The sequence below is a fragment of the Stenotrophomonas sp. yr243 genome (genome assembly GCF_900184195.1).
GTDB classification, from domain to species: Bacteria; Pseudomonadota; Gammaproteobacteria; order Xanthomonadales; family Xanthomonadaceae; genus Stenotrophomonas; species Stenotrophomonas lactitubi.
This window is the reverse complement of record NZ_FXWT01000001.1, coordinates 1184958-1206079: the sequence shown is the minus strand read 5'-3', so window position 1 is coordinate 1206079 and position 21122 is coordinate 1184958. Positions and strand designations below refer to the sequence as shown.

Here is a 21122-nt window from a genome sequence, read left to right as displayed (position 1 = left end):
TCGAAGGGCAGGGGGTCAGGGCGTTCGCCGTTCCAGCAGGTTGCTGTGGCGGGCGATGAACATCGCCGCCGGGTCGATGCCCTTGGTACGCAGAATGTGCAGGCGGGTGGCCGCCTCGGTCAGAACGGCCAGGTTGCGGCCGGGCATCACCGGCAGGGTGATCAGCGGCACGTCCAGGTCCAGCACATGGCGCGTGCCCGAGTCGCCGGTCAGGCGCTCGTAACCATGGGGGGTGGGCTCGGTCATCGGCTTGGTCAGGTGGACGATCAGCCGAAGATACTTGTTCTTCTTTACAGCGGTGTCGCCAAACATCTCGCGTACGTTGAGCACGCCCAGGCCGCGCACTTCCAGCAGGTCCTGCAGCAGTTCCGGGCAGGTGCCGTCCAGCACGTCGGGGGCGATCTGGGTGAACTCGGGGGCGTCGTCGGCCACCAGGCGGTGACCGCGGCTGAGCAGTTCCAGGGCCAGCTCGCTCTTGCCGGATCCGGCCTCACCGGTGATCAGCACGCCGATGGAGTAGATCTCCATGAACACGCCGTGCAGGATCACCCGCGGCGCCAGCGTACGCGCCAGGTGGTAGGACAGGTGGTTGAGCAGCTCGTGGCCGCGCTTGGGCGACAGCCACAGCGGCGTGCCGGATTCATCGGCGGCCGCGCGCAGGTCTTCCGGGCAGGGCTGGTTGCGGGTCAGCACCAGCGCCAGCGGATGCGACTGCATGATTTTTTCGATGGTCTCCCAGCGCTGCCGCGGTTCCAGCGCGTCCAGCCAGGACAGTTCCTCGGTACCGAGGATCTGCACCTTGTTGGGATAGATCGCATTGAGATAGCCAGCCAGCGAAGGGCGTCGCGAGACCGTATTGCCGGCCTCCAGTTCGCGCTTCTCGCCGGATTTGCCCGCTGCCCAACGCAGGCCAAGCCGCTCACGCTGCTGTTCGAACAGTTCGCGGGCAGTGATGCTGGTATTCATGCGGCGCTCGCCGGTGGGGTCAGGTCCAGGGCCTGGCGCAGCTCCCGTGCATCACCGGCCTCGCGCAGCGCCTGGCGGATGCAGGGCGCGGAAAACAGCTCGGCCAGCTCGGACAGCAGCATCAGGTGTTGATGGGTGTAGTGGGCGGGAACGGCCATGGCGAACACCAGGTCCACCGGCTCGTCGCCACCGAAATCGACCGGGGTCTGCAGACGCAGCAGCGCGCCTCGGGGTCGGTCCAGGGTCGGCGCACGACCATGCGGGATGGCGATGCCGTAGCCGATCGCGGTACTGCCCAACGCTTCGCGCTGGCACAGGTTGAGATAGATCTGTTCGGCATTGGCCTGGCGGCAGGCCAGCAATCCGGCCGCGGCCTGCAGGACGCTGTCGCGGTCGGTGGCCGTGCAGAGCTGGGTCTGCACGGCCGCCAGGAGGTCAGTCAGGGGCATGTCTGCGGGGAGCGGTGGCGATCAGCCACCATTGTCGCCCACCGGCAGCGGTGCGTGCTGCTGTTTTTTCTCCTTGTGCTTGATCACCAGGCGGTCAAGCTTGTCCGCCAGCAGGTCGATCGCGGCATACATGGTCTGCGCATTGGCTTCAGCGTGCAGGGTCTGACCCGGAATATTGAGGCTGGCATCGACGTGGTGTTCAGTCTTCTGCAGCTTGAGCGTCACCCGCGCTTCGCAGTGCTGGTCGAAGTGTTTGCCGATCCGGGCCAGCTTCTCCTCTACATAGGACTGCAGGGCCGGGGTGACTTCGACATCTTTGCCAAACGTTTCGATGCGCATCGGGTTTCTCCTTTGATCGGATGTGCCAATGAACCTCTCCGCCGGGCGCGGCGGCGCGTCAAACGATTCTGACTCTTTCGTGCGAGGCGGAGATGTTCATGGCCTCACGATACTTCGCCACGGTGCGCCGCGCTACTGGGATTCCCGATGTTTTGAGCAGGTCAGCCAGCTTGGCGTCAGAAAGCGGCTTGCGTGGGTTCTCGTCATCGATCAGGCGCCGGATCATGGCCTGGATGGCGGTGCTGGACGCTTCGCCACCACCGTCGGTGTCGATGCCCGAGGCGAAGAAGGCGCGCAGCGGCAGGGTGCCGCGTGGCGTACGCACATGCTTGCGGGCGATCGCGCGCGACACGGTGGATTCGTGCAGGCCCAGTTCGCCGGCGATCTCGCGCAGGGTCAACGGGCGCAGTGCCTGTTCGCCGAATTCAAGGAAGCCCGCCTGCTGCTGGATCAGGCTGCGCACCACCCGCAGCAGCGTCTCGCCACGCGCCTGCAGGCCCTTCAGCAGCCAGCGCGCTTCCTGCAGCTGGCCGCGCAGATAACCGGCATCGGCGTCACCGCAGCGACGGATCATCTGCTCGTAACCGCGGTGGATCACCAGCTTGGGGCCGGCACGGGCGGCCAGCGCGGCGCGCCAGATGCCGTTCTGCCGCCACACGACCACGTCCGGCACCACGTAGGTGTCCTGGGCGAGCGGAGCGATCTGGGTGCCGGGGCGAGGGTCCAGCGAGCGCAGCAGGGCAACGGCGGTCTCGACCTCGGCCAACGGCTGCTTCAGTTGCTGGGCCAGACCGGTCACGCCGCTGCGCGGCAGTTGTTCCAGTGGACCGGCGGCGACCTGCCGGGCCAGGGCCAGGCACGGGGTGTCGACAGGAAGCACGTCCAGCTGCAGTTGCAGGCATTCGCCGAGGCTGCGTGCGGCCACGCCAACGGGGTCGAAGCGCTGGATCTGGTGCAGCACGGTCAGGATTTCGTCTTCACCGGCATGGATCGCCGGCAACAGCGCTTCGGCGATGGCCGAGAGCGGCTCGCGCAGATAGCCATCGTCTTCCAGCGAATCGATCAGCGCGGCGCCGATGCTGCGGTCGCGGTTGGACAGGTGGGTCAGGTGCAGCTGCCACAGCAGGTGGTCGGCCAGGGTTTCGGTTTCGGCGACGCGTTCGGCAGCACTGCCGTTGTCGTCGTCATCATCGAAACTACCGCCGCTGCCGCCACTGCTCCAGTCCAGCTCGGCGGGCGCCCAGTCGTCGCCACTGCTTTCAGCATTGTCGGGCGGGGCGTCATTGTCGCCGCCCGTCTCGTCGCTGCTGGCGTCCTTGTCGACACCGGCGCCTTCGTCGCTGCTGTCGGACCAGTCCAGCAGTGGATTGCTCTCCACCGCCTGGGCGATTTCCAGCTCCAGCTCGGTCGTGGACATCTGCAGCAGCTTGATCGCCTGCTGCAGCTGGGGCGTAAGCACCAGCTGCTGTCCCAACGATGTCTGCAGCCGAGTCTTCATGCCTGTGCCGAACGGAAGGGAGAGGGCCCGGCGGCCGCGGTTACAGCTTGAAGGAATCCCCAAGGTAGACGCGGCGCACGTCGGCGTTGTCCAGGATCGCCTCGGGCGAGCCCTGGGCCAGTACGGTGCCCTCTGCGAGGATATACGCGCGGTCGCAGATTCCCAAGGTCTCGCGCACGTTGTGGTCGGTGATCAGCACACCGATGCCGCGTTGCTTGAGATGGGTGACGATGCGCTGGATTTCGCCGACCGAGATCGGGTCCACACCAGCGAAGGGTTCGTCGAGCAGGATCAGGCGCGGCTTGGCGGCCAGTGCACGCGCGATCTCGCAACGACGGCGCTCACCACCGGACAGGCTGGCACCGAGCTGTTCGGACACGTGCCCCAGCTGCAGTTCGTCGAGCAGGCTGTTCAGTTCGCGCTCGCGGCCAGCCGAATCCAGGTCCTCGCGCAGTTCCAGCACCAGGCGCAGGTTGTCGGCCACGGTCAGCTTGCGGAACACCGACGGTTCCTGCGGCAGGTAACCCACACCCTGCTTGGCGCGGGTGTACATCGGGTCGCCGGTGATGTCCTTGCCGTCCAGCACGATGCTGCCGGCATCGGCACCGACCAGGCCGACGATCATGTAGAAGCAGGTGGTCTTGCCGGCGCCGTTGGGACCCAGCAGGCCGACCACTTCACCGGCGTCCAGGGTCAGCCCGAAGTCCTTGACGACTTCGCGCTGCTTGTAGCGTTTGCGCAGGCCAGTTGCGACGAGCATTACTTCTTGCCTCCCGCCGGCGCCGCAGCCGGAGCGGCCGCTGGCGTCTTGTTCTTCGGCGGAATCACGGTGCGCACGCGGCTGCCATCGCCGCCGGAGTTCATCTCACCGCTGCGGGTGTTGTAGACCATGCGCTGGCCGGCATTGGTACCGCGCGCGCTGGTGACCTTGTAGTTGCCGGTCAGGGTGATGATCTCGGTGGTGATGTCGTAGTCGATCCGGTCGGCCACCGCATCCATCCAGGTGCCATCGTCGAGCTGCTGCTTCATCTTGGCCTGCTTGCCGGTGAACACCGCACGCACGGCTTCGCCGCCCTTGAGGTAGATCTCGGCCTCGGACGAACGCAGGTCCAGCGTGCCCTGGGTGATGATCACGCCGCCCGACAGCACGGTCTTGCCGTCACCGGTGAGGGTGCCGGACTGCGCGCCGGAATCAATGTTCATCGCTTCATTGCGGTCGGTCGACTTGGCAAAGGCGACAGCGGGGACAAGAAGACTGAGTGCGAGCACGGCTGCAAAGGGAATCTTCATCGGGGTCCGTTCTACCGGTGGTGGCCCTCCGGCGGGACCGGGGGCTGCGGGTGGGGGCTGCCTGCTTCGCGCCTGTCGGGAAGACGTCGCGGGCGGGCGGCGGAATCAGCGCTTGGGCGTGTAACGGCCCTTGGACTGGCTGAGGAAATGATACGTGTTGTTCTTCGAATCCACCTCGAACCCGACGCCGGACTGTTCCATGCCCGGCCGGGTCATGGTCACCAGGGCATCGGTACGGGCGCGGTTGTCCTTCGGGAATACATCCAGGTGGTCGGTGCGGAAGGTGGTCGGGACCACGCCGGGATCGGCCGGGCTGTCGCCGGCGACGTTGCCGCGCAGCTTCATCTCGTCGCCCTTGGCACTGAGCCAGCCGGTCTCGGCGCGCAGCGTCCAGTGCTTGCCGTCTTTGTCGGGCATTTCGAACAGCGGGGTGGTGATGTTGAGCGTCTGGTCGCCACGCTGGCGTTCCAGCAGGGGCGCGCGCAGGGTGGTCGATTCCTTGCCGTGTTCGTCCAGGGCGACGATCTGGAAGTCGTGCAGGATGTAGTCCACACCGGCGTCCTGGCCTTCGACAACCGGTGCCTTTTCACGGTTGCGCAGCGCGGCCCAACTGCTCAGCAGGGCCGCCAGCAGCAGGCCGACACCGAGGATCATCCGCCAGTTCAAGGTGGGGGCATTCATGCGCCGAACCTCGCCAGCACGGCGTCCAGACGGCCCTGTGCGGCCAGCAGCACGTCGCACAGCTCGCGCGCGGCACCACGGCCGCCGTCGGCGCGGGTGATCCAGTGCACACGCTCTGCGATCCACGGATGGGCATTGGCCGGAGCCACGGCCAGGCCGACCGCGCCCAGCGGCGCCAGGTCCGGCAGGTCGTCACCCATGAAGGCCACCTGCTCCAGGCCGATGCCGTGCTGCACGCACAGCGCCTGCACGCTTGCCAGCTTGTCGCCGACGGCAATCTGGGTGTCGATGCCTAGGTCGGCGCCGCGCTTGAGCGCGGACTGGCTGTTGCGCGCGGTGATCAGCACGGGGTGGATACCGTGCTGCTGCAGCAGTTTCAGGCCCAGGCCATCCTGCACGAAGTACGCCTTGCTCTCGTTGCCATCCTTGTCGTAGTACAGCCGACCGTCGGTGAGGGTGCCGTCCACGTCGAAGCAGGCCAGGCGGATATTGGCCGCAACGGCATGCAGGTGGGCGGGGAAGGCGGGCAGGGGGGACCAGGGCATCAGGGCATCGGACTCGGTGGTTGCGGGCTCGTTGGTACAGACTGAATGGGGTCTACGGACTGTCGGTTAAACCACCCGGGCCCGCAACAGGTCATGAATGTTCAGGGCGCCGACCGCGCGGCCCTGGCTGTCGACCACGATCAGGCCGGTGATCTTGTGGGTTTCCATCAGCCGGGCAGCCTCCACCGCCAGCTTGTCGGCGCTGATGGTGCGCGGTTGCCGGGTCATCACATCGGCGATCCTGGCGGTGCGCACGTCCAGGTCGGTGTCCAGCGCGCGGCGCAGGTCGCCGTCGGTGAACAGGCCGATCAGCACGCCCTGGTCGTCGACCACGGCGGTCATGCCCAGGCGCTTGCGGCTCATCTCCATCAGCGCTTCGCTGAGGCTGGCACCGACATCGACCTTGGGCAGGTCCTCGCCGGTGTGCATGACGTCGGTGATGTGCAGCAGCAGGCGGCGGCCGAGGCTGCCGGCCGGGTGCGAGCGGGCGAAATCGTCGGCGGTGAAGCCGCGCGCGTCCAGCAGGGCCACCGCCAGGGCGTCGCCCATCGCCAGCGAGGCGGTGGTGCTGGAGGTGGGCGCCAGCGCCAGCGGGCAGGCTTCGGCCGGCACGCTCACATCCAGGTGGAAATCGGCGGCGCTGGCCAGGCTCGACTGCGGGCGGCCGGTCATGGCGATCAGCACATTGCCCTGGCGCTTGAGCACCGGCAGCAACATCAGCAGCTCGTCCGATTCACCCGAATAGGACAGGGCCAGCACCACGTCGTCCTCGGTGATCATGCCGAGGTCGCCGTGGCCGGCCTCGCCCGGATGCACGTAGAACGCCGGGGTGCCGGTGGAGGCCAGGGTGGCGGCGATCTTGCGCGCGACATGGCCGGACTTGCCCATGCCGGTGGCGACCACCCGGCCGCGGCTGCCCAGGATCGCCCGGCAGGCCTGCTGGAAGGTGTCGCCGAGGCGGTCGGCCACGGCGTCCAGCGCCTGCCGTTCGATCTCGAACACGCGCCGGCCACTGGCGACCAGGGCGGCAGGGTCGGCGGAACGGGGGGGCAACAGGGATTCGGCCATGCGGACGCCACGCAGCGGAAGTAGAATGGACGTACATTTTATTAGGAAAGCCCGTTGGACGCCGACACCATCCGCAATCTGATCGAAACCGGCTTGCCCGGCGCCCGCGCCGACGTGCAGGGTGACGATGGCGTGCATTTCGAAGCGACCGTGGTCAGCGAGGCCTTTGCCGGCAAGATGCCGCTGGCCCGCCACCGGATGGTGTATGCCACTCTGGGCGACTTGATGGGCGGCGCGATCCACGCGCTCGCATTGAAAACCGTGACCCCGGCCGAAGCCGGCTGAACCGCAGAAGATCCCCAATACATGGCCAAGATCGTTGTGACCGGCGGCGCTGCGCTGCACGGTGAAGTAAGCATCTCCGGCGCCAAGAACGCCGTCCTCCCCATCCTGTGCGCGACCCTGCTGGCCGACGCGCCGGTGGAGATCACCAACGTGCCGCATCTGCACGACGTGGTGACCACGGTGAAGCTGCTGGGCGAACTGGGCGCGAAAGTGACCATCGACCAGGGCACGCTGTCGCGCGGCAGCGCGATCGTGGTCGACCCGCGTCCGGTCAACCAGCATGTGGCGCCGTATGAGCTGGTCAGGACCATGCGTGCCTCGATCCTGGTGCTGGGCCCGCTGCTGGCCCGCTTCGGCGCGGCCGAAGTGTCGCTGCCTGGCGGCTGCGCGATCGGCTCGCGCCCGGTTGACCAGCACATCAAGGGCCTGCAGGCACTCGGTGCCGACATCGTGGTCGAGAACGGCTTCATCAAGGCCACTGCCAAGCGTCTGAAGGGTGGCCACTTCACCTTCGACATGGTCAGCGTGACCGGTACCGAGAACGTGCTGATGGCAGCGGTGCTGGCCGAAGGCACCACCATCCTCGACAACGCGGCGATGGAACCGGAAGTCACCGACCTGGCGCACTGCCTGATCGCCCTCGGCGCGAAGATCGAAGGCCTGGGCACCGCCCGCCTGGTCATCGAAGGTGTCGAGCGCCTGTCCGGTGGCCGCCATGAAGTGCTGCCCGACCGCATCGAAACCGGCACCTTCCTGGTGGCCGCAGCGATGACCGGTGGCAGGGTCACCGTCAACCGCGCGCGTCCGAACACCATGGACGCCGTGCTGGCCAAGCTGGTGGAAGCCGGCGCCACCATCGAGACCACCGAAGACAGCATCACCCTGGACATGCAGGGCAAGCGGCCGAAGGCGGTCAACCTGACCACCGCGCCGTACCCGGCGTTCCCGACCGACATGCAGGCGCAGTTCATGGCGCTCAACTGCGTGGCCGACGGCGTGGGCGTGATCAACGAAACAATCTTCGAAAACCGCTTCATGCACGTCAACGAACTGTTGCGCCTCGGCGCGGACATCCAGGTGGAAGGCCACACGGCCATCGTGCGTGGTCACGAGCGCCTGAGCGGTGCACCGGTGATGGCGACCGACCTGCGCGCATCGGCGTCGCTGATCCTGGCTGGCCTGATGGCCGATGGCGATACCACCATCGATCGCATCTACCACCTTGATCGCGGCTACGAGAACATCGAAGAGAAGCTGTCTTCGCTCGGCGCCACCATCCGGCGCGTGGCCGCATGATCCTGCGCGGCAAGTTCAGCCGTCGTCGCAAGGCGCTGCTGGTGCTGGTGCTGATCGTGCTGGCGTGGCTGGGTTACGCCTGGTACGCCAACATCGCCATCACCAAGGGCATCGAGCAGAAGGACATGGACTGGAATGGCGACGGCACGGTGACCCGTGACGAGATCATCCAGTCGTTCTACGCGGTGGCGGTGAACGACAGCCAGGACGGCAATCGCCATTGCCGTACCTTCGTGCGCCGATCGACGGGCGAGCAGATCCGGGTGGACTGCCGCACCGAGTTCGCGCCGGCGGAAGAACCGAAGAAATAAAAAAACGCCCGCGAAAGCGGGCGTTTTTTCTTGGGGCATCGATCCACGCATGTCGTGGATCTACGGCGGCTCCGGGGTCAGAGCCCTTCCTGTGGGGAAGGGACCCGACCCCTGCAATCAGTTCATCGCCTTGATGGTCAGGTCCAGCGCATCGCGACCGCTTTCACGCTGCAGCATGCGCGCCGGCACCGGGAACTCCGGCACGATCCAGGCGATCAGCTCCTTGTTGCCGTCAGTGCGCGAGACCTTGGTGGCCTCGTAGCTCTTGCCGCCCACGGTGACCGATTCCTTGCCCACCACGCGGTAGGTCATGTTCTTGATGCGGCCTTCGTCGACCATGCGATAGGTCAGCGGCTTGCCGGCAGCCAAGTCACGTGCAATGGCCAGGTTGATCAGCAGCGCGTCCATGTCGCCGGCCTTCAAGGCGATCGGACCGGCGCGGTCCGGCTTGATGTCGCCGGTCCAGGTGGCCTGGTTGCTGGTCCAGTTGTAGTTGGCCTGCACATTGCGCTTCTTCACCAGCAACGCCGAGCGATCCTGGCTGCTGAGCGGGCGCAGCTGCCCGCGCACTTCCTCGAACACCGTGCTCTGGCTCAGGTCGGCCAGCTGGTTCTTGACCTGCAGGCTGTAACGCCACTTGTTGCTGCCTTCGCTGGCCAGGGTCATGCTGCCGTTGGCCTGCATGCCCATGTAGCTGGCCAGGTAGTCGGCCTTGAACGGCTGCAGGGCCATGGCCGGCAGGCTGGCAACCGACAGTGCGGCAGCGGCGATCCAGGTCATGGGACGGGTCAGGGTGTTCATGCTCAGACTCCTTGGTATTCGATCAGGCGCAGATCGACGCGATCTTCGCCGTCTTCGCGTTGCAGGATGCGCACCGGGGTGGGGACACCGTTGGCGATCCAGAGAATGGTTTCGTTGTTGCCGCCGTTGGTCCGATAGACCCGCAGCGCGTTGTAGGACAGGTCGCCGACCTCGACGTTCTCGGTCTGCGGCGCGGCCTGGTAATCGTGCTGGCGCACCTTGCCCATGTCGACGTAGCGATAGTGCATGGTCGCGCCAGGGCGGGCATCGCGCATGATCGCCAGGTTCATCAGCAACGCGCTCTGGTCGCCGGCCTGCAGCGGAATCGGCTGTGCGCGCTTCTTTTCCACGTCGCCACTCCACTGCGCGGTGCCGGCCTGCCAGTTGTAAGTGCCGACGGCCTTCTTGCCGAGGAACAGGCCCTTGCGCACCGTGCTCTGGCTGAGTGGCGCATAGACACCGTTGCGCTCCTCGAACACCGTGCTCTGTTCGATGTTCAGGCCAAGCACGCTGGCAAAGCCGCGGCGGCCGACTACCTGCATGTCCACCCGCCACTGGTTGCCACCGGTGTGGGTGACCTGCATGGTCGCGTCGCCCGCTTCCTTGCTCTTGTAGAAGGCCTGGTAGGTCGCGCTGAACGGCTGCAGCGGCGGCGGCTCCCAGGCCAGTGCAGGCAGCACCGGCGGCGCAACCTCGGCAGGTGCCGGCGCAGCAGGCGCTGTTGCCTGGCCCCAGCCCGCACAGGCGAGGACGGCAAGCGGCAGCAGCAGGGTTGTACGCAGCAGGGACGTGGTCTTCATGGCCGACAGGAACCGCAGGAGGGGAGCAGGATGCCAGCCCCGCAGTCAGCGGGGCGTGTGCACGGGCGTTACCGGTTCAGGTTCCCGGCGGAATCTAGAGCCAAGGGGCTAAACAGGGGGTGACCGTCGAATGTCGGCTGGCCTTCCCGTTCAGCCAGGCGGCCTGCGCAGAGCAGTTCCAGGGTCGCGATCAGCAGCGGATGCTCCACCGCAAGCACGCGTTCGGCCAGGGTCTGCGCATCATCGCCGGCAAGCACCGGAACCCGCGCCTGCGCCAGTACCGCGCCGGCATCCAGTTCCGGCACCACCAGGTGGACGCTGGCGCCGTGCTCGACGTCACCGGCCTCCAGCGCCCGTGCATGGGTGTGCAGGCCCTTGTGCAGCGGCAGCAGCGAGGGATGGATGTTGACCAGGTGGCCATTGAACCGCTGCACGAAATCGGCGCCGAGGATGCGCATGTAGCCGGCGCAGACGATCCAGTCCGGGGCGGATGCAGCCAGCGCATCACCCAGCGCCTGCTCGTAGGCGGCGCGGTCGCTGAATTCCTTCGGCGCATGCGCCCAGCGTCGATCCGCTGCCACCCGCTCCAGTGCGGTCGCATCGGGACGGTCGGAGAACACGCCGACAACCTCGGCCGGCAGCCGCCCCGCAGCGATGGCGTCAACAATGGCCTGCAGATTGCTGCCGCGGCCGGAGGCCAGCACGGCGATGCGGCAGATGCTCATCGCCCCGCGCTCCGGCGCACCAACGGCCACAGCAACAGGCTGCCCACGGTCGCCAGCAGCATGTCCGCATGCGCGTCCCACATGTCGCCCTGCTGGCCGTTGTAGGCCTCGGCCGCTTCCGGCGACAGGGCAAGGGCGATGCCCCATTCCAGCCACTCATACACCAGGCTGGAACACATCACCGCCATCACCGCGAGGGTGAATGCCTGGCCGATGCGCAGCACAGGCCAGGACTGTCGCGCCAGCTGCAGCAACGCCGGCGTGAAGCAGACGCCATAGAGGAAGTGGATCAGGCGATCGAAGTGGTTGCGCTGCCAGCCGAAGGCTGCGTCCGGCGACCATCCGAGCAACGACTGCAGCCAGGCGTCATAGGGCACGTTGGAATACAGCCAACGCGCGGCCACGCAGTGGATGGCGATGAAGCCGCAGATGGCGATGAACGCACCATTGTCCAGCTGCCAGCGCCGGTCCACCCACCACAGGGCGAGCAGGCCGATCACGGTCAGCGAGCTGTGCAGGGTCTGCTCGAGCGGCCACAGCGGATGGATCCAGGTTGCCGCGAATATGCCCAGCACCGCGGCCAACGCGACCTTTTTCGGTCCCGACAGTGAGTGGGTGGCGCGGTTGCTGGCGAGCGAGGGGACAGCGGGCGTGGACATGTCGGAGCGATCAGCAGAAGGGACGGAACATGCGCCTGTCAGCTCAGACGCTGACGTGGTCGCCGCGGTCGAACAGTGCAGCGATCTCCGGCTTGCGCAGGAAATACACCGCATAGGCAGTCAGCGCCATGCCCAGCGGGCCGGCAAGCACTGCCGCCCAGGCCGCGCCACGACACCAGGGCAGGTTGCTGCGCTGGCCAAGCAGCCGCGCGGTGCGCAGCTGCAGGAAGCCCAGCCCGATGGCCAGCAGCGACACCGCGCCGTACACCGTCGCCAGCACGGAGCCGTCATCCATGCCGCGTTCGAAGGCGACGATGCCGACAAAACCGAGGAACACCAGCGCTGCCAGCCAATGGAAGCCTGCCAGTGCGTAGAACAGGATCTTCAGGTTGTGCAGATGGCTGGCGGTCTGCAGGTCGGCCAGGGTCTGCCGCGGCAGCGGCGGTGGGTTCAGTCCATCGTTCATGCCACACCCGCCTGGCCAGCGAAGGCGGCCTTCACCTGCGGGCGCAGCAGCACGACCAGGGTGAACACGCCGAGGATGGTGCCGATGGGAGTGAACAGGCAGGACAGCCCGGCCACGATCATGCACAGCAGGTAGCGGCGTTGCTGCGACAGGCAGCGGCCGGCATAGGCGACGAAGCCTGCCAGGGCCAGCCCGCCGAGCACGATGCAGAAACCCATCACGGTGAACAGCCAGCCGACGAACTGCTGTTCTTCCGGCGAAGACGGTTCACCGCCGGACTTCATCGGCAGCGAGCCGGACAACATGGCGATGCCCAGCACGATATGCAGGATGAAGATCAGCGAGAACACCGCCATCAGGCCAGCGACCACGTAGTGGCCGATCGCCAGCTGGCGCAGCTGGGTGGCGTCCTGCGGGCCGAACACCGGCACGGCCGGGTTCGGCGGCAGCACCGGCGGAGCCGGCGTCGTCGACAAGGGAGGGGGTGCGTCCATGCGGGTTCCTTTGTCCAGCGGATCAGGCGATGTGGACGCGTTCGCCGCCCTGGGCGGTGACCACCTGGCCGATCGTCCAGTGCTCCAGGCCCTGCGCCTTGACCGCAGCGGACACGGCCTCGAGCTGGTCCGGGGCGACGATCAGCACGAAGCCGATGCCGCAGTTGAAGGTGCGCCACATTTCACTGTCGGCTACCGCGCCTTCCTTCTGCAGCCACTGGAACACCGGCGGCAGGGTCCACGACGAGGCCTGGATGTCCAGGCCGAGGCCCTCGGGCACCACGCGGATGATGTTCTCGGTCAGGCCGCCACCGGTGATGTGGGCCATGCCGTGGATGGCATCGCCGTGCGACTTCAGCAGCGACAGGATCGGCTTGACGTACAGGCGGGTGGGGGCCATCAGCGCATCGACCAGCTTGACCCCGCCTTCCAGCTCCAGCTCGGCCGGGCGGCCGGCGCGGTCGTAGATGCGACGGACCAGCGAATAGCCATTGGAGTGCGGGCCGGAGGAGGCGATGCCGATCAGCACGTCGCCGGCGGCGACATGGGCGCCGTCCTTCAGCTCGCTCTTTTCGACGGCCGCGACGGTGAAGCCGGCCAGGTCGTACTCGCCCGGGGCGTACATGTCGGGCATCTCGGCGGTTTCGCCGCCGATCAGGGCGCAGCCGGCCTCGGTGCAGCCATTGGCGATGCCGCCCACGACTGCGGCGGCGGTGTCGATGTCCAGCTTGCCGGTGGCGAAGTAGTCCAGGAAGAACAGCGGCTCGGCGCCCTGCACCAGCACGTCGTTCACGCACATGGCGACCAGGTCGATGCCGATCGTATCGTGGCGGTTCAGCTGGTGGGCCAGCTTCAGCTTGGTGCCGACGCCGTCGGTGCCCGACACAAGAACCGGCTCGCGGTACTTGTTGGACAGGTCGAACAGGGCGCCGAAGCCGCCCAGGCCGCCCATCACTTCCGGACGGAAGCTGCGCTTGACCAAGGGCTTGATCCGCTCGACCAGCTCGTTGCCGGCGTCGATGTCGACACCCGCGTCACGGTAGGTGAGGGGGGAAGGGGCGGAAGACGGGCTGTTGGTCACGGGCGTCGGCGCTGGCAGGGGTTGAATCGCCGATTTTAACAGGCCGCATTGGCGCAAAGGCCGTATTCGGGCAACAATTCCCCCCGGATACGTCGAGCCAATGGATGTCCTGATGCGCCGCAGCCTGTTTTTGACCCTGCTCCTTGCGCTGTGCCTGCCGGTGGCCACGATGGCCCAGAGCGGCATGCGAACCGAGGGGGATGTTGCCACTGCCAGTGGTGCGTACGAGGCCGAAGTGCCCGTCAACAGCCAAGCCGAGGCTGATCGCAACGGCGCACTTGCCCGCGCGTTGAGCGTTGTACTGGGCAAATTGTCCGGCGATCGCAGCGTCATGTCGCGCCCCGGCGTGGCGCAGGCGTTGCGCAATGCCAAGGACTATGTGGCCAGCTACGACTACAAGCAGGACCAGAGCGTGGGCGCCAGCGGTGCGCCGAGCTTCCGTACCCTGCTGGTCGCCCGCTTCCGCGAGGATGACGTGGACGGGCTGGTGTCGGCCCTGGGCCTGCCGCTGTGGCCGCAGCCACGACCGAAGCCGGTGCTGTGGCTGGCCGTCGATGACGGCAGCGGTCCGCGTCTGGTCAGCGTGCAGCAGGCCAATGCCGCGCGGCCGCTGCTGAGCCGGGCCATCGAGCGCGGCTACAAGCTCGGCCTGCCCAGTGGTGGCGCCGCCGAGCAGGCCCTGGCCGGTGCCATCTGGCGCCAGGACAGCGCTGCCGTCGCCCGCGCCTCGTCGCGCTATTCGCCGCCGATGCAGCTGATCGGCAAGCTCTACCGCGCCAATGGCGGCTGGCAGGCGGACTGGGTGTTCGTCGACAACGGCCGTGAACTGAACAAGTGGACCAGTAAGGACGCCAACGCGATGCGCGCGATGGCCGCCGGTGCCGATGGCGCTGCCGACGCGCTGGTCAAGCGTTATGCCAAGGCCGGTGCGGCCACTGGCCAGGCGGGCACCTACCGCGTGGTGGTGACTGGCATCAACAGCGCAGACGAATACCTGCGCCTGGCCGCCGGCCTGCGTGAAGTGGCGGTGGTGCGCAACGTCACCCCGCTGCGCGCGACCGCCGATCATCTGGAACTGAATCTGGAAATGACCACCGGCCTGGCCGGCTTCAACCGCATGCTCGGCGACAACGGCGTGCTGGTGCCGTCGGCGACCCTGCCGGCCCTGCCGACGCCGATCGACGATACGACCGGTGCACCGGCACCGGCGCCGGTCAGCAACGAGTACCGCCTGCGATGATCCTGTCCCCGGAAGCGGAAATCGCGCAGTTCCTGCGTCGGCTGAAGTACATCCTGCTGGCGGGCCTGATCGGCTGGATCGTCTGGCTGCTGGCACCGATCCTGACCCCGTTCGTGCTGGCGCTGGCGCTGGCCTGGCTGGGCGATCCGCTGGTGGACCGCATCGAGGCCACCGGCCGCTCGCGCATGACCGGCGTGGTGCTGGTGTTCGTGGCAATGGTGCTGGTGATCGTCGCGCTGCTGCTGGTGCTGGTGCCGATGATCGAGCGCCAGATCACGACCTTGATCGCAGCGGCGCCGCAGGCGCAGGCCTGGTTGATGGAGAAGGGCATCCCCTGGTTCGAGCAGAAGACCGGGCTGGAAGTGATGCAGTGGATGGACCCGGACCGCCTGATTGAGTGGGTGCGCAGCCATTGGCAGCAGGCCGGCGGGTTCGCAACGACCTTCATGGGCTACGTATCGCGCTCGGGCTTCACGGTGGTCACCTGGGTGGTCAACCTGTTGCTGCTGCCGATCCTGGCGTTCTACTTCCTGCGTGACTGGGACAAGCTGGTCGAGCGCGTGGCATCGGTGATTCCGCGCAACCAGATCGGCACGATCACCGCGCTGGCGCGTGAATCCAATGAAGTGCTCGGTGCGTTCATCCGCGGGCAGTTCCTGGTAATGCTGGCGCTGGGCGTGATCTACGCCGGTGGCCTGTCGCTGGTCGGGCTCAAGCTGGGCCTGTTGATCGGCCTGATCGCCGGCCTGATCAGCTTCATTCCCTACCTGGGCGCGACCACCGGCATCCTGATGGCCATCGTGGCCGCGCTGGTGCAGGCGCAGGGGTTCGACCTGAAGCTGCTGATCCTGGTGGGCGTGGTGTTCACCGTCGGCCAGTTGCTGGAGAGCTACGTGCTGACTCCGCGCATCGTCGGCGACAAGATCGGCCTGCACCCGGTGGCGGTGATCTTCGCGGTGATGGCCGGTGGCCAGCTGTTCGGCTTCCTGGGCATGCTGCTGGCGCTGCCGGTGGCGGCGGTGACCAACGTCCTGTTGCGCTATGCGCACCAGCGCTACCGGCAGAGTGAGCTGTATGCCGGGGAGAAGCCCGCGATCGTGCTTGATGGCGTCATCGATCAACCCCATATCATCGTGCCTGGCAATGACAAGGGTCCGGAACTGAAGTGATTGGTGTGCCGCAACTTCCGCTGGCCCTGCATTACCCGCGGGACCAGCGCCTGGAGAGCTTCATCGGTGCGCCGGACGGCGCGCTGGCGCAGCTGCGCGCCATCGCGGTAGGGGCCAGCCACGATTGGATCTACCTGGAAGGCGCGGCCGGCACCGGCAAGACCCATCAGGCGCTGGCGATGTGTTCCAGCGCCGAGCAGGCCGGGCGCCTGCCGACCTACGTGCCCCTGGCCAGTGTGGTTGGCCGGGTGCGGGTGGCGCTGGAAGGACTGGAGCAGCGCGAGCTGGTGGCGCTGGATGGGTTGGATGCGGTGGCGGGCAACCGCGAGGACGAGATCGCGCTGTTCGATTTCCACAACCGTGCGCGCGCTGCCGACGTGACGGTGCTGTACACCGCGCAGAAGTCGCCCGGCGAACTGGGCCTGGTGCTGCCGGATCTGCGTTCGCGCCTGGGTCAATGCGTCCGCGTGCTGCTGCAGCCGCTGGATGAGGAAGGGCGCGCGGCGGTGCTGCGCGAGCGCGCGCTGCGCCGTGGGCTGGCGATCGACGAGGCCGCCATCGAGTGGCTGCTGTCGCACACCGGCCGCGAGCTGGGTGGGCTGATCACGCTGCTGGACTGGCTGGATCGCGAATCGCTGGCGGCGAAGCGGCGGATCACCGTGCCGTTCCTGCGCCAGGTACTGGAAGAAGGCCGTCCTCGTTACTGAGGGGTGTTGTTCAGCAGGGCTGCGCCCTGCACCCGCCGAAGCCAGGGCAACGTCAACGTCAACAGCAAAAGCTCGCTATCCGTGGGATGGCGGGGTGGCTCAGGTTGCGGGGGACGGCGCAAGTACGTCCATGTAGCCTCGGTCGCGCCATCCATGGCGCTCACGCCCCCGCAACCTGAGCCACCCCGCCTTCGACAGGTTCCCGCGATCTGTCGGGACGGCGTTCTGCACCGCTGTTGGTGGGTGTCGACCTTGGTCGACACGTGTCTTGCTTGTGGTGGGTGACGACCGTTGGTCGTCACCAGAGCAAGCGCAGCGAAGCGACCCGCTTTTGCATTTTTTTCTTTCTTCCGTGGCTGGACGCACACGGAAACTGTCAAAGGCCGGGCGGGATGGGTTCGCGGGGGTGTCCGCGGCATGGATGCCGCGGCCAAGCCCCCATGGATGGGTTCACGGCGTCCCCCGCGAACCCATCCCGCCCGGCCAAGCAAGGCTTCTGCTCTGAAGACGTCCAACCACGAGGGGCTCAGCCGTTCGCGGCCAACTCGATGTCCAGCGCGCGCAGGCGATCAACGGTCCCGACATCCGTCCAGCGACCGCGATGATGCTGACCGCTGATCCGCCCCTGCGCCATGAAATGCTTCTGCAACGGCACCACCGAGAACTTCGGTGGCACACGCTCGCTGCCCGGTGTGTCGCCGATCACCGCGCGCCAATCGGCCACGATCGACGGACGATAGACGCCGATGCCGGCATAGGTCAGGCACGGACCTTCGCGGTCGTGGTGCAGCACGCCGTGCGCGTCCAGCCGATAGTCGCCGTGGGGGTGCTGCGCGGGGTTGTCGACCAGCACCAGATGCGCTTCGCCGGCTGGTTCACGCGGCAGCGTGGCGAAATCAAAATCGGTCCAGATATCGCCGTTCACCACCAGGAACGGGTCTTCCCCCAGCGCCGGCAACGCATTGAGGATGCCGCCACCGGTTTCCAGCGCGGTATCGCCTTCGTGCATGAAATGCAGGTGCAGGCCCCATTGGCTGCCATCACCCAATGTGGCCGGAAACTGCGCGGCGAGCCATGCGGTGTTGATCACCACGTCGCGGATGCCGAACGCAGCCAACCGTTCCAGGTGCCATACGATCAGGGGTTTGCCCGCCACTGCCAGCAGCGGCTTGGGCGTGTGCAGGGTCAGTGGACGCATGCGCTCGCCCAGGCCGGCGGCGAAAATCAGTGCCTTCATCGACGCGACCTTCAGCGCAGCACGCGCATCGGCGCGGCCAGCTCGGCCAGTGCCGGCTTGATCCGCATTTCCAGCAGCTGCTGCAACGGCGCCAGTTCGCGGTAGCGCGGCAGCACTTCATCCAGGTAGGCGATGAAGCGCGGCGCGTCGTCCAGGTAGTGACCCTTGTTGTCGCGGTAGCGCAGGCGGCAGAACAGGCCGAGGATCTTCACGTGACGCTGGATGCCCATCCAGTCGGCATCGCGCAGGAAGGTGGCACGGTCGGGTACCGGCAGGCGCGCATGGCGCGCGCGCTGGTGATACTGCGACAGCCATTCGTCCACGCGCTGCAGCGGCCAGCTCAGGAAGGCATCCTTGAACAGACTCACCGCGTCGTAGGCGATCGGGCCACGCACCAGGTCCTGGAAATCCAGCACGGCCGGGCCGCCGTCCACCGGCATCAGGTTGCGCGGCATGTAGTCGCGGTGGGTCATCAGCTGGGCCTGGCCCAGCGCGTTGTCCATCAGCCGGCGGTGGACCAGCTGCAGGCCTTCGATCTCGCCGCAGTCCAGTTCAATGCCAAGATGACGCTGCAGGAACCACTCATCGAACAGGCCGGCATCACGCTGCAGCAGCGCTTCGCCGAACTGGCCAAAGTCGGCCGGCACCGGGATGGCCTGCAGGCGCAGCAGCTGTTCGATGGAGCGGCTGAACCACGCGTCGGCATTGCGTTCGTCGAGGATCTTCGCCAGCGTCGGGCCGCCCAGGTCTTCCAGCAGCAGGAAGCCGGCGTCGAGGTCCTGGGCAAGCAGCGCGGGTACGCGCAGGCCGTGATCGTGCAGCAGGCCGCGCATGCGCAGCCACGGCGTGGGGTCTTCCAGCCCCGGCGGGGCGTCCATCACGATGTGGCTGCCGCGCTGGCTGGTGGTGCGCCAGTAGCTGCGCATGCCGGCGTCGACCGAGGCGCGTTCGACCACGGCGTTGCCGTCGTCGAGCTGGGTACGGGCCCACTGCAGGCGCTGTGCGCTGCGCTGGGGATCAGAGGCGGGTTCGGTCATGCAGGCATATCCGGGCGCGCCGGGCGCGCCAACGTCGGGGCAGAATGAAAAAGGAGGTGGCGGCTCAGCGGCGGCCGCTGAACAGGCGCAGGATCGCCAGCACGACGACCGCGCCTACGACCGCGCCGAGGAAGCCGGCCGGTTCACCGGGGGCGTACCAGCCCATGTACTGGCCGAACCAGCCGGCCAGCAGCGCGCCGATGATGCCCAGCACGATGGTCAACAGGCAGCCCATGCGGTTGTTGCCGGGCATGAAAAAGCGTCCCAGCAGGCCGACGAAGAAGCCGACCAGGATGATGTAGAGCCAGCTGGTGCTGCCAAACAGACCGTTCATGCCATCAGTGCTCTCGAAGGATGGACGCAGCCTAGCAAGGCCGGGCTGCGTCCGTCACTGCGTGCTGGATCAGCAGCAGCCGTGGTCGCCGTTGCGGGTGCCACTGTCGGCGGTCACCGGCGAACCGCTGGTCTCGCCTCGCAGGCTTGCCGCGTAGTGCTCGCTGATCACCTTGGACACGCACGAGGTGACCTTCTTGCCCATCGGAATGTGCAGGAACTCGTTCGGGCCGTGGGCGTTGGAGTGCGGGCCGAGCACGCCGGTGATCATGAACTGGGCGCCCGGGAACTTCTCGCCCAGCATGCCCATGAACGGGATCGAGCCGCCTTCGCCCATGTACATCGCCGGCTTGCCGAAGAAGGTCTGGCTGGCATCGTCGATGGCCTTGGTCAGCCACGGTGCCATCGCCGGCGCGTTCCAGCCGGTGGAGGCCTTTTCCAGGTCCAGGGTGACCTGCGCGCCGTTCGGCGGATCGCGCAGCAGTGCTTCCTTCAGCAGTTCGCCGCAGGTCTTGCCATCGGCGGTCGGCGGCAGGCGCAGCGACAACTTCACCGCGGTATGCGGGCGCAGCACGTTGCCGGCCGATTCCAGCGGCGGCATGCCGCCGATGCCGGTCACCGACAGGGCAGGGCGCCAGGTACGGTTGAGCACCAGTTCGGTCAGGTCGTCGTTCATCGGCTTGAGGCCGTCGACCAGCGGGAATTTCTCGAAGATCGCGGTATCGACCACGTCGGCGGCACGCTTGGCCTGTTCCAGGCGCTCGGCCGGAATCTCCACGTTCATGCCCTCGATCAGGATGCGGCCGGTGTCCTGGTCCTCGATGCGCGACAGCAGTTGGCGCAGCAGGCGGAAGCTGGACGGCACCACGCCGGAGGCATCACCGGAGTGCACGCCCTCGTTGAGCACCTTCACCGAGAAGTTGCCGCCGGTCAGGCCGCGCAGCGAGGTGGTGCACCACAGCTGGTCGTAGTTGGCGCAGCCCGAATCCAGGCAGACCACCAGCGACGGCTTGCCGATGCGGTCAGCCAGGTGGTCGACGTAGGCCGGCAGGTCGTAGCTGCCCGACTCTTCACAGGCTTCGATCAGCACTACGCAGCGGGCGTGCGGCAGGCCCTGGGCCTGCAGCGCCAGCACCGCGGCCAGCGAGCCGAAGATGGCGTAACCGTCATCGGCGCCGCCACGGCCATACAGCTTGTCGCCGCGCAGGACCGGGGTCCACGGGCCGAGGTCGTCGTCCCAGCCGGTCATCTCCGGCTGCTTGTCCAGGTGGCCGTAGAGCAGGATGGTGTCGTCGCCGGTTTCGGCGCCGGTCGCCGGAATTTCCAGCAGAATCAGCGGGGTACGACCTTCCAGACGCACCACCTCGACCTTCAGGCCGGGCAGCTCCTGCGCCTTGGCCCAGGTTTCCATCAGGGTGACCGCCTGCTCCATGTAGCCGTTCTGCACCCAATTGGCGTCGAACATCGGCGACTTGTTGGGGATGCGGATGTAGTCGACCAACTGCGGGACGATTTCGCTGTCCCACTTGTCATTGACGAATTGGCCGAGCTTGGCGCTGTCCATCTGAAACTCCGGTTGCATGGCTGATCCGCCCATTCTACGCCTCGGCCAAGGGTAGGGTTTTCCCTACATCACGTCGGGTAT

26 protein-coding genes are annotated in these 21122 nt (G+C 66.9%); 6 read left to right on the top strand and 20 right to left on the bottom strand.

Going from position 1 to position 21122, the window contains the following annotated elements:
- Positions 1-15: 15 nt before the first annotated feature.
- The 9 genes from hprK to QOL57_RS05680 all read right to left on the bottom strand — a co-directional run bounded on the left by hprK (position 16) and on the right by QOL57_RS05680 (position 6836).
- A complete protein-coding gene (gene hprK, locus QOL57_RS05720) occupies positions 16-966 on the bottom strand; it encodes an HPr(Ser) kinase/phosphatase (RefSeq protein ID WP_004147299.1) in 951 nt (316 codons plus the stop codon).
- Positions 963-1415 carry a PTS sugar transporter subunit IIA gene (locus tag QOL57_RS05715; RefSeq protein WP_032977285.1) on the bottom strand — a complete coding sequence of 151 codons (453 nt, stop codon included), beginning with the start codon at positions 1413-1415 and terminating at the stop codon, positions 963-965. The genes hprK and QOL57_RS05715 overlap by 4 nt, the downstream gene beginning before the upstream one ends.
- A gap of 21 nt (positions 1416-1436) precedes the next feature.
- Positions 1437-1754 (bottom strand): ribosome-associated translation inhibitor RaiA, encoded by a 318-nt coding sequence (raiA, locus tag QOL57_RS05710; protein WP_004147311.1) that lies wholly within the window; start codon positions 1752-1754, stop codon positions 1437-1439.
- A 58-nt stretch (positions 1755-1812) separates the two neighbouring features.
- Positions 1813-3252, bottom strand: a complete 1440-nt coding sequence (locus QOL57_RS05705; protein ID WP_089239299.1) for an RNA polymerase factor sigma-54 — start codon at positions 3250-3252, stop codon at positions 1813-1815.
- A 40-nt stretch (positions 3253-3292) separates the two neighbouring features.
- The gene (gene lptB / locus QOL57_RS05700) at positions 3293-4012 is read right to left on the bottom strand and encodes an LPS export ABC transporter ATP-binding protein (protein WP_025874019.1); all 720 of its coding nucleotides are present in this window, start codon (positions 4010-4012) and stop codon (positions 3293-3295) included.
- A complete protein-coding gene (lptA, locus tag QOL57_RS05695; protein ID WP_089239301.1) occupies positions 4012-4542 on the bottom strand; it encodes a lipopolysaccharide transport periplasmic protein LptA in 531 nt (176 codons plus the stop codon). The genes lptB and lptA overlap by 1 nt, the downstream gene beginning before the upstream one ends.
- Positions 4543-4647: 105 nt before the next feature.
- Positions 4648-5223, bottom strand: a complete 576-nt coding sequence (gene lptC / locus QOL57_RS05690) for an LPS export ABC transporter periplasmic protein LptC (RefSeq protein WP_089239303.1) — start codon at positions 5221-5223, stop codon at positions 4648-4650.
- Positions 5220-5768, bottom strand: coding sequence for an HAD hydrolase family protein (locus QOL57_RS05685; RefSeq protein ID WP_089239305.1), 549 nt, complete (start codon positions 5766-5768; stop codon positions 5220-5222). The genes lptC and QOL57_RS05685 overlap by 4 nt, the downstream gene beginning before the upstream one ends.
- Before the next feature lie 66 nt (positions 5769-5834).
- Positions 5835-6836 carry a KpsF/GutQ family sugar-phosphate isomerase gene (locus QOL57_RS05680; RefSeq protein ID WP_089239307.1) on the bottom strand — a complete coding sequence of 334 codons (1002 nt, stop codon included), beginning with the start codon at positions 6834-6836 and terminating at the stop codon, positions 5835-5837.
- A gap of 54 nt (positions 6837-6890) precedes the next feature.
- Between QOL57_RS05680 and QOL57_RS05675 the strand changes: the two genes are divergently transcribed.
- The 3 genes from QOL57_RS05675 to QOL57_RS05665 are packed head-to-tail and all read left to right on the top strand — an operon-like array spanning position 6891 to position 8728.
- Positions 6891-7121 carry a BolA family protein gene (locus QOL57_RS05675; protein ID WP_089239309.1) on the top strand — a complete coding sequence of 77 codons (231 nt, stop codon included), beginning with the start codon at positions 6891-6893 and terminating at the stop codon, positions 7119-7121.
- A gap of 21 nt (positions 7122-7142) precedes the next feature.
- Positions 7143-8417 (top strand): UDP-N-acetylglucosamine 1-carboxyvinyltransferase, encoded by a 1275-nt coding sequence (murA, locus tag QOL57_RS05670; protein ID WP_089239311.1) that lies wholly within the window; start codon positions 7143-7145, stop codon positions 8415-8417.
- Entirely contained in the window at positions 8414-8728 is a 315-nt protein-coding gene (locus QOL57_RS05665) for a hypothetical protein (RefSeq protein ID WP_089239313.1), read from the top strand. The genes murA and QOL57_RS05665 overlap by 4 nt, the downstream gene beginning before the upstream one ends.
- Before the next feature lie 117 nt (positions 8729-8845).
- Here the strand turns inward: QOL57_RS05665 and QOL57_RS05660 are convergent, their stop codons facing one another.
- The 7 genes from QOL57_RS05660 to purM all read right to left on the bottom strand — a co-directional run bounded on the left by QOL57_RS05660 (position 8846) and on the right by purM (position 13754).
- The gene (locus tag QOL57_RS05660; protein ID WP_089239315.1) at positions 8846-9529 is read right to left on the bottom strand and encodes a DUF3108 domain-containing protein; all 684 of its coding nucleotides are present in this window, start codon (positions 9527-9529) and stop codon (positions 8846-8848) included.
- 2 nt (positions 9530-9531) lie between these two features.
- Positions 9532-10329 (bottom strand): DUF3108 domain-containing protein, encoded by a 798-nt coding sequence (locus QOL57_RS05655; protein WP_089239317.1) that lies wholly within the window; start codon positions 10327-10329, stop codon positions 9532-9534.
- 68 nt (positions 10330-10397) lie between these two features.
- On the bottom strand, positions 10398-11054 hold the full coding sequence (gene purN, locus QOL57_RS05650; RefSeq protein WP_089239319.1) for a phosphoribosylglycinamide formyltransferase: 657 nt from the start codon (positions 11052-11054) through the stop codon (positions 10398-10400).
- On the bottom strand, positions 11051-11713 hold the full coding sequence (locus QOL57_RS05645; protein ID WP_089239321.1) for a DUF2238 domain-containing protein: 663 nt from the start codon (positions 11711-11713) through the stop codon (positions 11051-11053). The genes purN and QOL57_RS05645 overlap by 4 nt, the downstream gene beginning before the upstream one ends.
- Before the next feature lie 43 nt (positions 11714-11756).
- Complete coding sequence (locus QOL57_RS05640) at positions 11757-12179, bottom strand: hypothetical protein (protein WP_089239323.1); 423 nt, start codon at positions 12177-12179, stop codon at positions 11757-11759.
- On the bottom strand, positions 12176-12673 hold the full coding sequence (locus QOL57_RS05635) for a hypothetical protein (RefSeq protein WP_089239325.1): 498 nt from the start codon (positions 12671-12673) through the stop codon (positions 12176-12178). Before QOL57_RS05635 ends, QOL57_RS05640 begins: the two co-directional genes overlap by 4 nt.
- Positions 12674-12695: 22 nt before the next feature.
- Positions 12696-13754 carry a phosphoribosylformylglycinamidine cyclo-ligase gene (purM, locus tag QOL57_RS05630; RefSeq protein ID WP_089239327.1) on the bottom strand — a complete coding sequence of 353 codons (1059 nt, stop codon included), beginning with the start codon at positions 13752-13754 and terminating at the stop codon, positions 12696-12698.
- 112 nt (positions 13755-13866) lie between these two features.
- On the opposite strand from purM, the gene QOL57_RS05625 reads away from it, so the two are divergent.
- The 3 genes from QOL57_RS05625 to hda are packed head-to-tail and all read left to right on the top strand — an operon-like array spanning position 13867 to position 16870.
- Complete coding sequence (locus QOL57_RS05625; protein WP_223482051.1) at positions 13867-14994, top strand: DUF2066 domain-containing protein; 1128 nt, start codon at positions 13867-13869, stop codon at positions 14992-14994.
- The gene (locus tag QOL57_RS05620; RefSeq protein ID WP_089239329.1) at positions 14991-16163 is read left to right on the top strand and encodes an AI-2E family transporter; all 1173 of its coding nucleotides are present in this window, start codon (positions 14991-14993) and stop codon (positions 16161-16163) included. The genes QOL57_RS05625 and QOL57_RS05620 overlap by 4 nt, the downstream gene beginning before the upstream one ends.
- Entirely contained in the window at positions 16163-16870 is a 708-nt protein-coding gene (hda, locus tag QOL57_RS05615; RefSeq protein ID WP_089241202.1) for a DnaA regulatory inactivator Hda, read from the top strand. The genes QOL57_RS05620 and hda overlap by 1 nt, the downstream gene beginning before the upstream one ends.
- Before the next feature lie 526 nt (positions 16871-17396).
- Here hda and murU read toward each other — a convergent pair.
- The 4 genes from murU to QOL57_RS05595 all read right to left on the bottom strand — a co-directional run bounded on the left by murU (position 17397) and on the right by QOL57_RS05595 (position 21041).
- Positions 17397-18107, bottom strand: coding sequence for an N-acetylmuramate alpha-1-phosphate uridylyltransferase MurU (gene murU, locus QOL57_RS05610; RefSeq protein ID WP_089239331.1), 711 nt, complete (start codon positions 18105-18107; stop codon positions 17397-17399).
- A gap of 11 nt (positions 18108-18118) precedes the next feature.
- A complete protein-coding gene (locus QOL57_RS05605) occupies positions 18119-19144 on the bottom strand; it encodes a phosphotransferase (protein ID WP_089239333.1) in 1026 nt (341 codons plus the stop codon).
- Between the two features lie 64 nt (positions 19145-19208).
- Positions 19209-19478, bottom strand: a complete 270-nt coding sequence (locus tag QOL57_RS05600) for a GlsB/YeaQ/YmgE family stress response membrane protein (protein WP_089239335.1) — start codon at positions 19476-19478, stop codon at positions 19209-19211.
- A 69-nt stretch (positions 19479-19547) separates the two neighbouring features.
- A complete protein-coding gene (locus QOL57_RS05595) occupies positions 19548-21041 on the bottom strand; it encodes a M20 family metallopeptidase (RefSeq protein ID WP_089239337.1) in 1494 nt (497 codons plus the stop codon).
- Positions 21042-21122 lie beyond the last annotated feature (81 nt).

What these genes read in the sequence shown, in the direction of transcription:
- QOL57_RS05635 (WP_089239325.1), bottom strand. Translation starts at nt 12,673, where the DNA reads ATGGACGCACCCCCTCCCTTGTCGACGACGCCGGCTCCGCCGGTGCTG.
- QOL57_RS05660 (WP_089239315.1), bottom strand. Translation starts at nt 9,529, where the DNA reads ATGAACACCCTGACCCGTCCCATGACCTGGATCGCCGCTGCCGCACTG.
- QOL57_RS05595 (WP_089239337.1), bottom strand. Translation starts at nt 21,041, where the DNA reads ATGGACAGCGCCAAGCTCGGCCAATTCGTCAATGACAAGTGGGACAGC.
- QOL57_RS05645 (WP_089239321.1), bottom strand. Translation starts at nt 11,713, where the DNA reads ATGTCCACGCCCGCTGTCCCCTCGCTCGCCAGCAACCGCGCCACCCAC.
- QOL57_RS05715 (WP_032977285.1), bottom strand. Translation starts at nt 1,415, where the DNA reads ATGCCCCTGACTGACCTCCTGGCGGCCGTGCAGACCCAGCTCTGCACG.
- QOL57_RS05640 (WP_089239323.1), bottom strand. Translation starts at nt 12,179, where the DNA reads ATGAACGATGGACTGAACCCACCGCCGCTGCCGCGGCAGACCCTGGCC.
- raiA (WP_004147311.1), bottom strand. Translation starts at nt 1,754, where the DNA reads ATGCGCATCGAAACGTTTGGCAAAGATGTCGAAGTCACCCCGGCCCTG.
- hprK (WP_004147299.1), bottom strand. Translation starts at nt 966, where the DNA reads ATGAATACCAGCATCACTGCCCGCGAACTGTTCGAACAGCAGCGTGAG.
- lptB (WP_025874019.1), bottom strand. Translation starts at nt 4,012, where the DNA reads ATGCTCGTCGCAACTGGCCTGCGCAAACGCTACAAGCAGCGCGAAGTC.
- QOL57_RS05655 (WP_089239317.1), bottom strand. Translation starts at nt 10,329, where the DNA reads ATGAAGACCACGTCCCTGCTGCGTACAACCCTGCTGCTGCCGCTTGCC.
- QOL57_RS05680 (WP_089239307.1), bottom strand. Translation starts at nt 6,836, where the DNA reads ATGGCCGAATCCCTGTTGCCCCCCCGTTCCGCCGACCCTGCCGCCCTG.
- murA (WP_089239311.1), top strand. Translation starts at nt 7,143, where the DNA reads ATGGCCAAGATCGTTGTGACCGGCGGCGCTGCGCTGCACGGTGAAGTA.
- QOL57_RS05605 (WP_089239333.1), bottom strand. Translation starts at nt 19,144, where the DNA reads ATGACCGAACCCGCCTCTGATCCCCAGCGCAGCGCACAGCGCCTGCAG.
- lptA (WP_089239301.1), bottom strand. Translation starts at nt 4,542, where the DNA reads ATGAAGATTCCCTTTGCAGCCGTGCTCGCACTCAGTCTTCTTGTCCCC.
- purN (WP_089239319.1), bottom strand. Translation starts at nt 11,054, where the DNA reads ATGAGCATCTGCCGCATCGCCGTGCTGGCCTCCGGCCGCGGCAGCAAT.
- QOL57_RS05665 (WP_089239313.1), top strand. Translation starts at nt 8,414, where the DNA reads ATGATCCTGCGCGGCAAGTTCAGCCGTCGTCGCAAGGCGCTGCTGGTG.
- lptC (WP_089239303.1), bottom strand. Translation starts at nt 5,223, where the DNA reads ATGAATGCCCCCACCTTGAACTGGCGGATGATCCTCGGTGTCGGCCTG.
- QOL57_RS05625 (WP_223482051.1), top strand. Translation starts at nt 13,867, where the DNA reads ATGCGCCGCAGCCTGTTTTTGACCCTGCTCCTTGCGCTGTGCCTGCCG.
- murU (WP_089239331.1), bottom strand. Translation starts at nt 18,107, where the DNA reads ATGAAGGCACTGATTTTCGCCGCCGGCCTGGGCGAGCGCATGCGTCCA.
- QOL57_RS05685 (WP_089239305.1), bottom strand. Translation starts at nt 5,768, where the DNA reads ATGCCCTGGTCCCCCCTGCCCGCCTTCCCCGCCCACCTGCATGCCGTT.
- QOL57_RS05600 (WP_089239335.1), bottom strand. Translation starts at nt 19,478, where the DNA reads ATGAACGGTCTGTTTGGCAGCACCAGCTGGCTCTACATCATCCTGGTC.
- QOL57_RS05705 (WP_089239299.1), bottom strand. Translation starts at nt 3,252, where the DNA reads ATGAAGACTCGGCTGCAGACATCGTTGGGACAGCAGCTGGTGCTTACG.
- QOL57_RS05620 (WP_089239329.1), top strand. Translation starts at nt 14,991, where the DNA reads ATGATCCTGTCCCCGGAAGCGGAAATCGCGCAGTTCCTGCGTCGGCTG.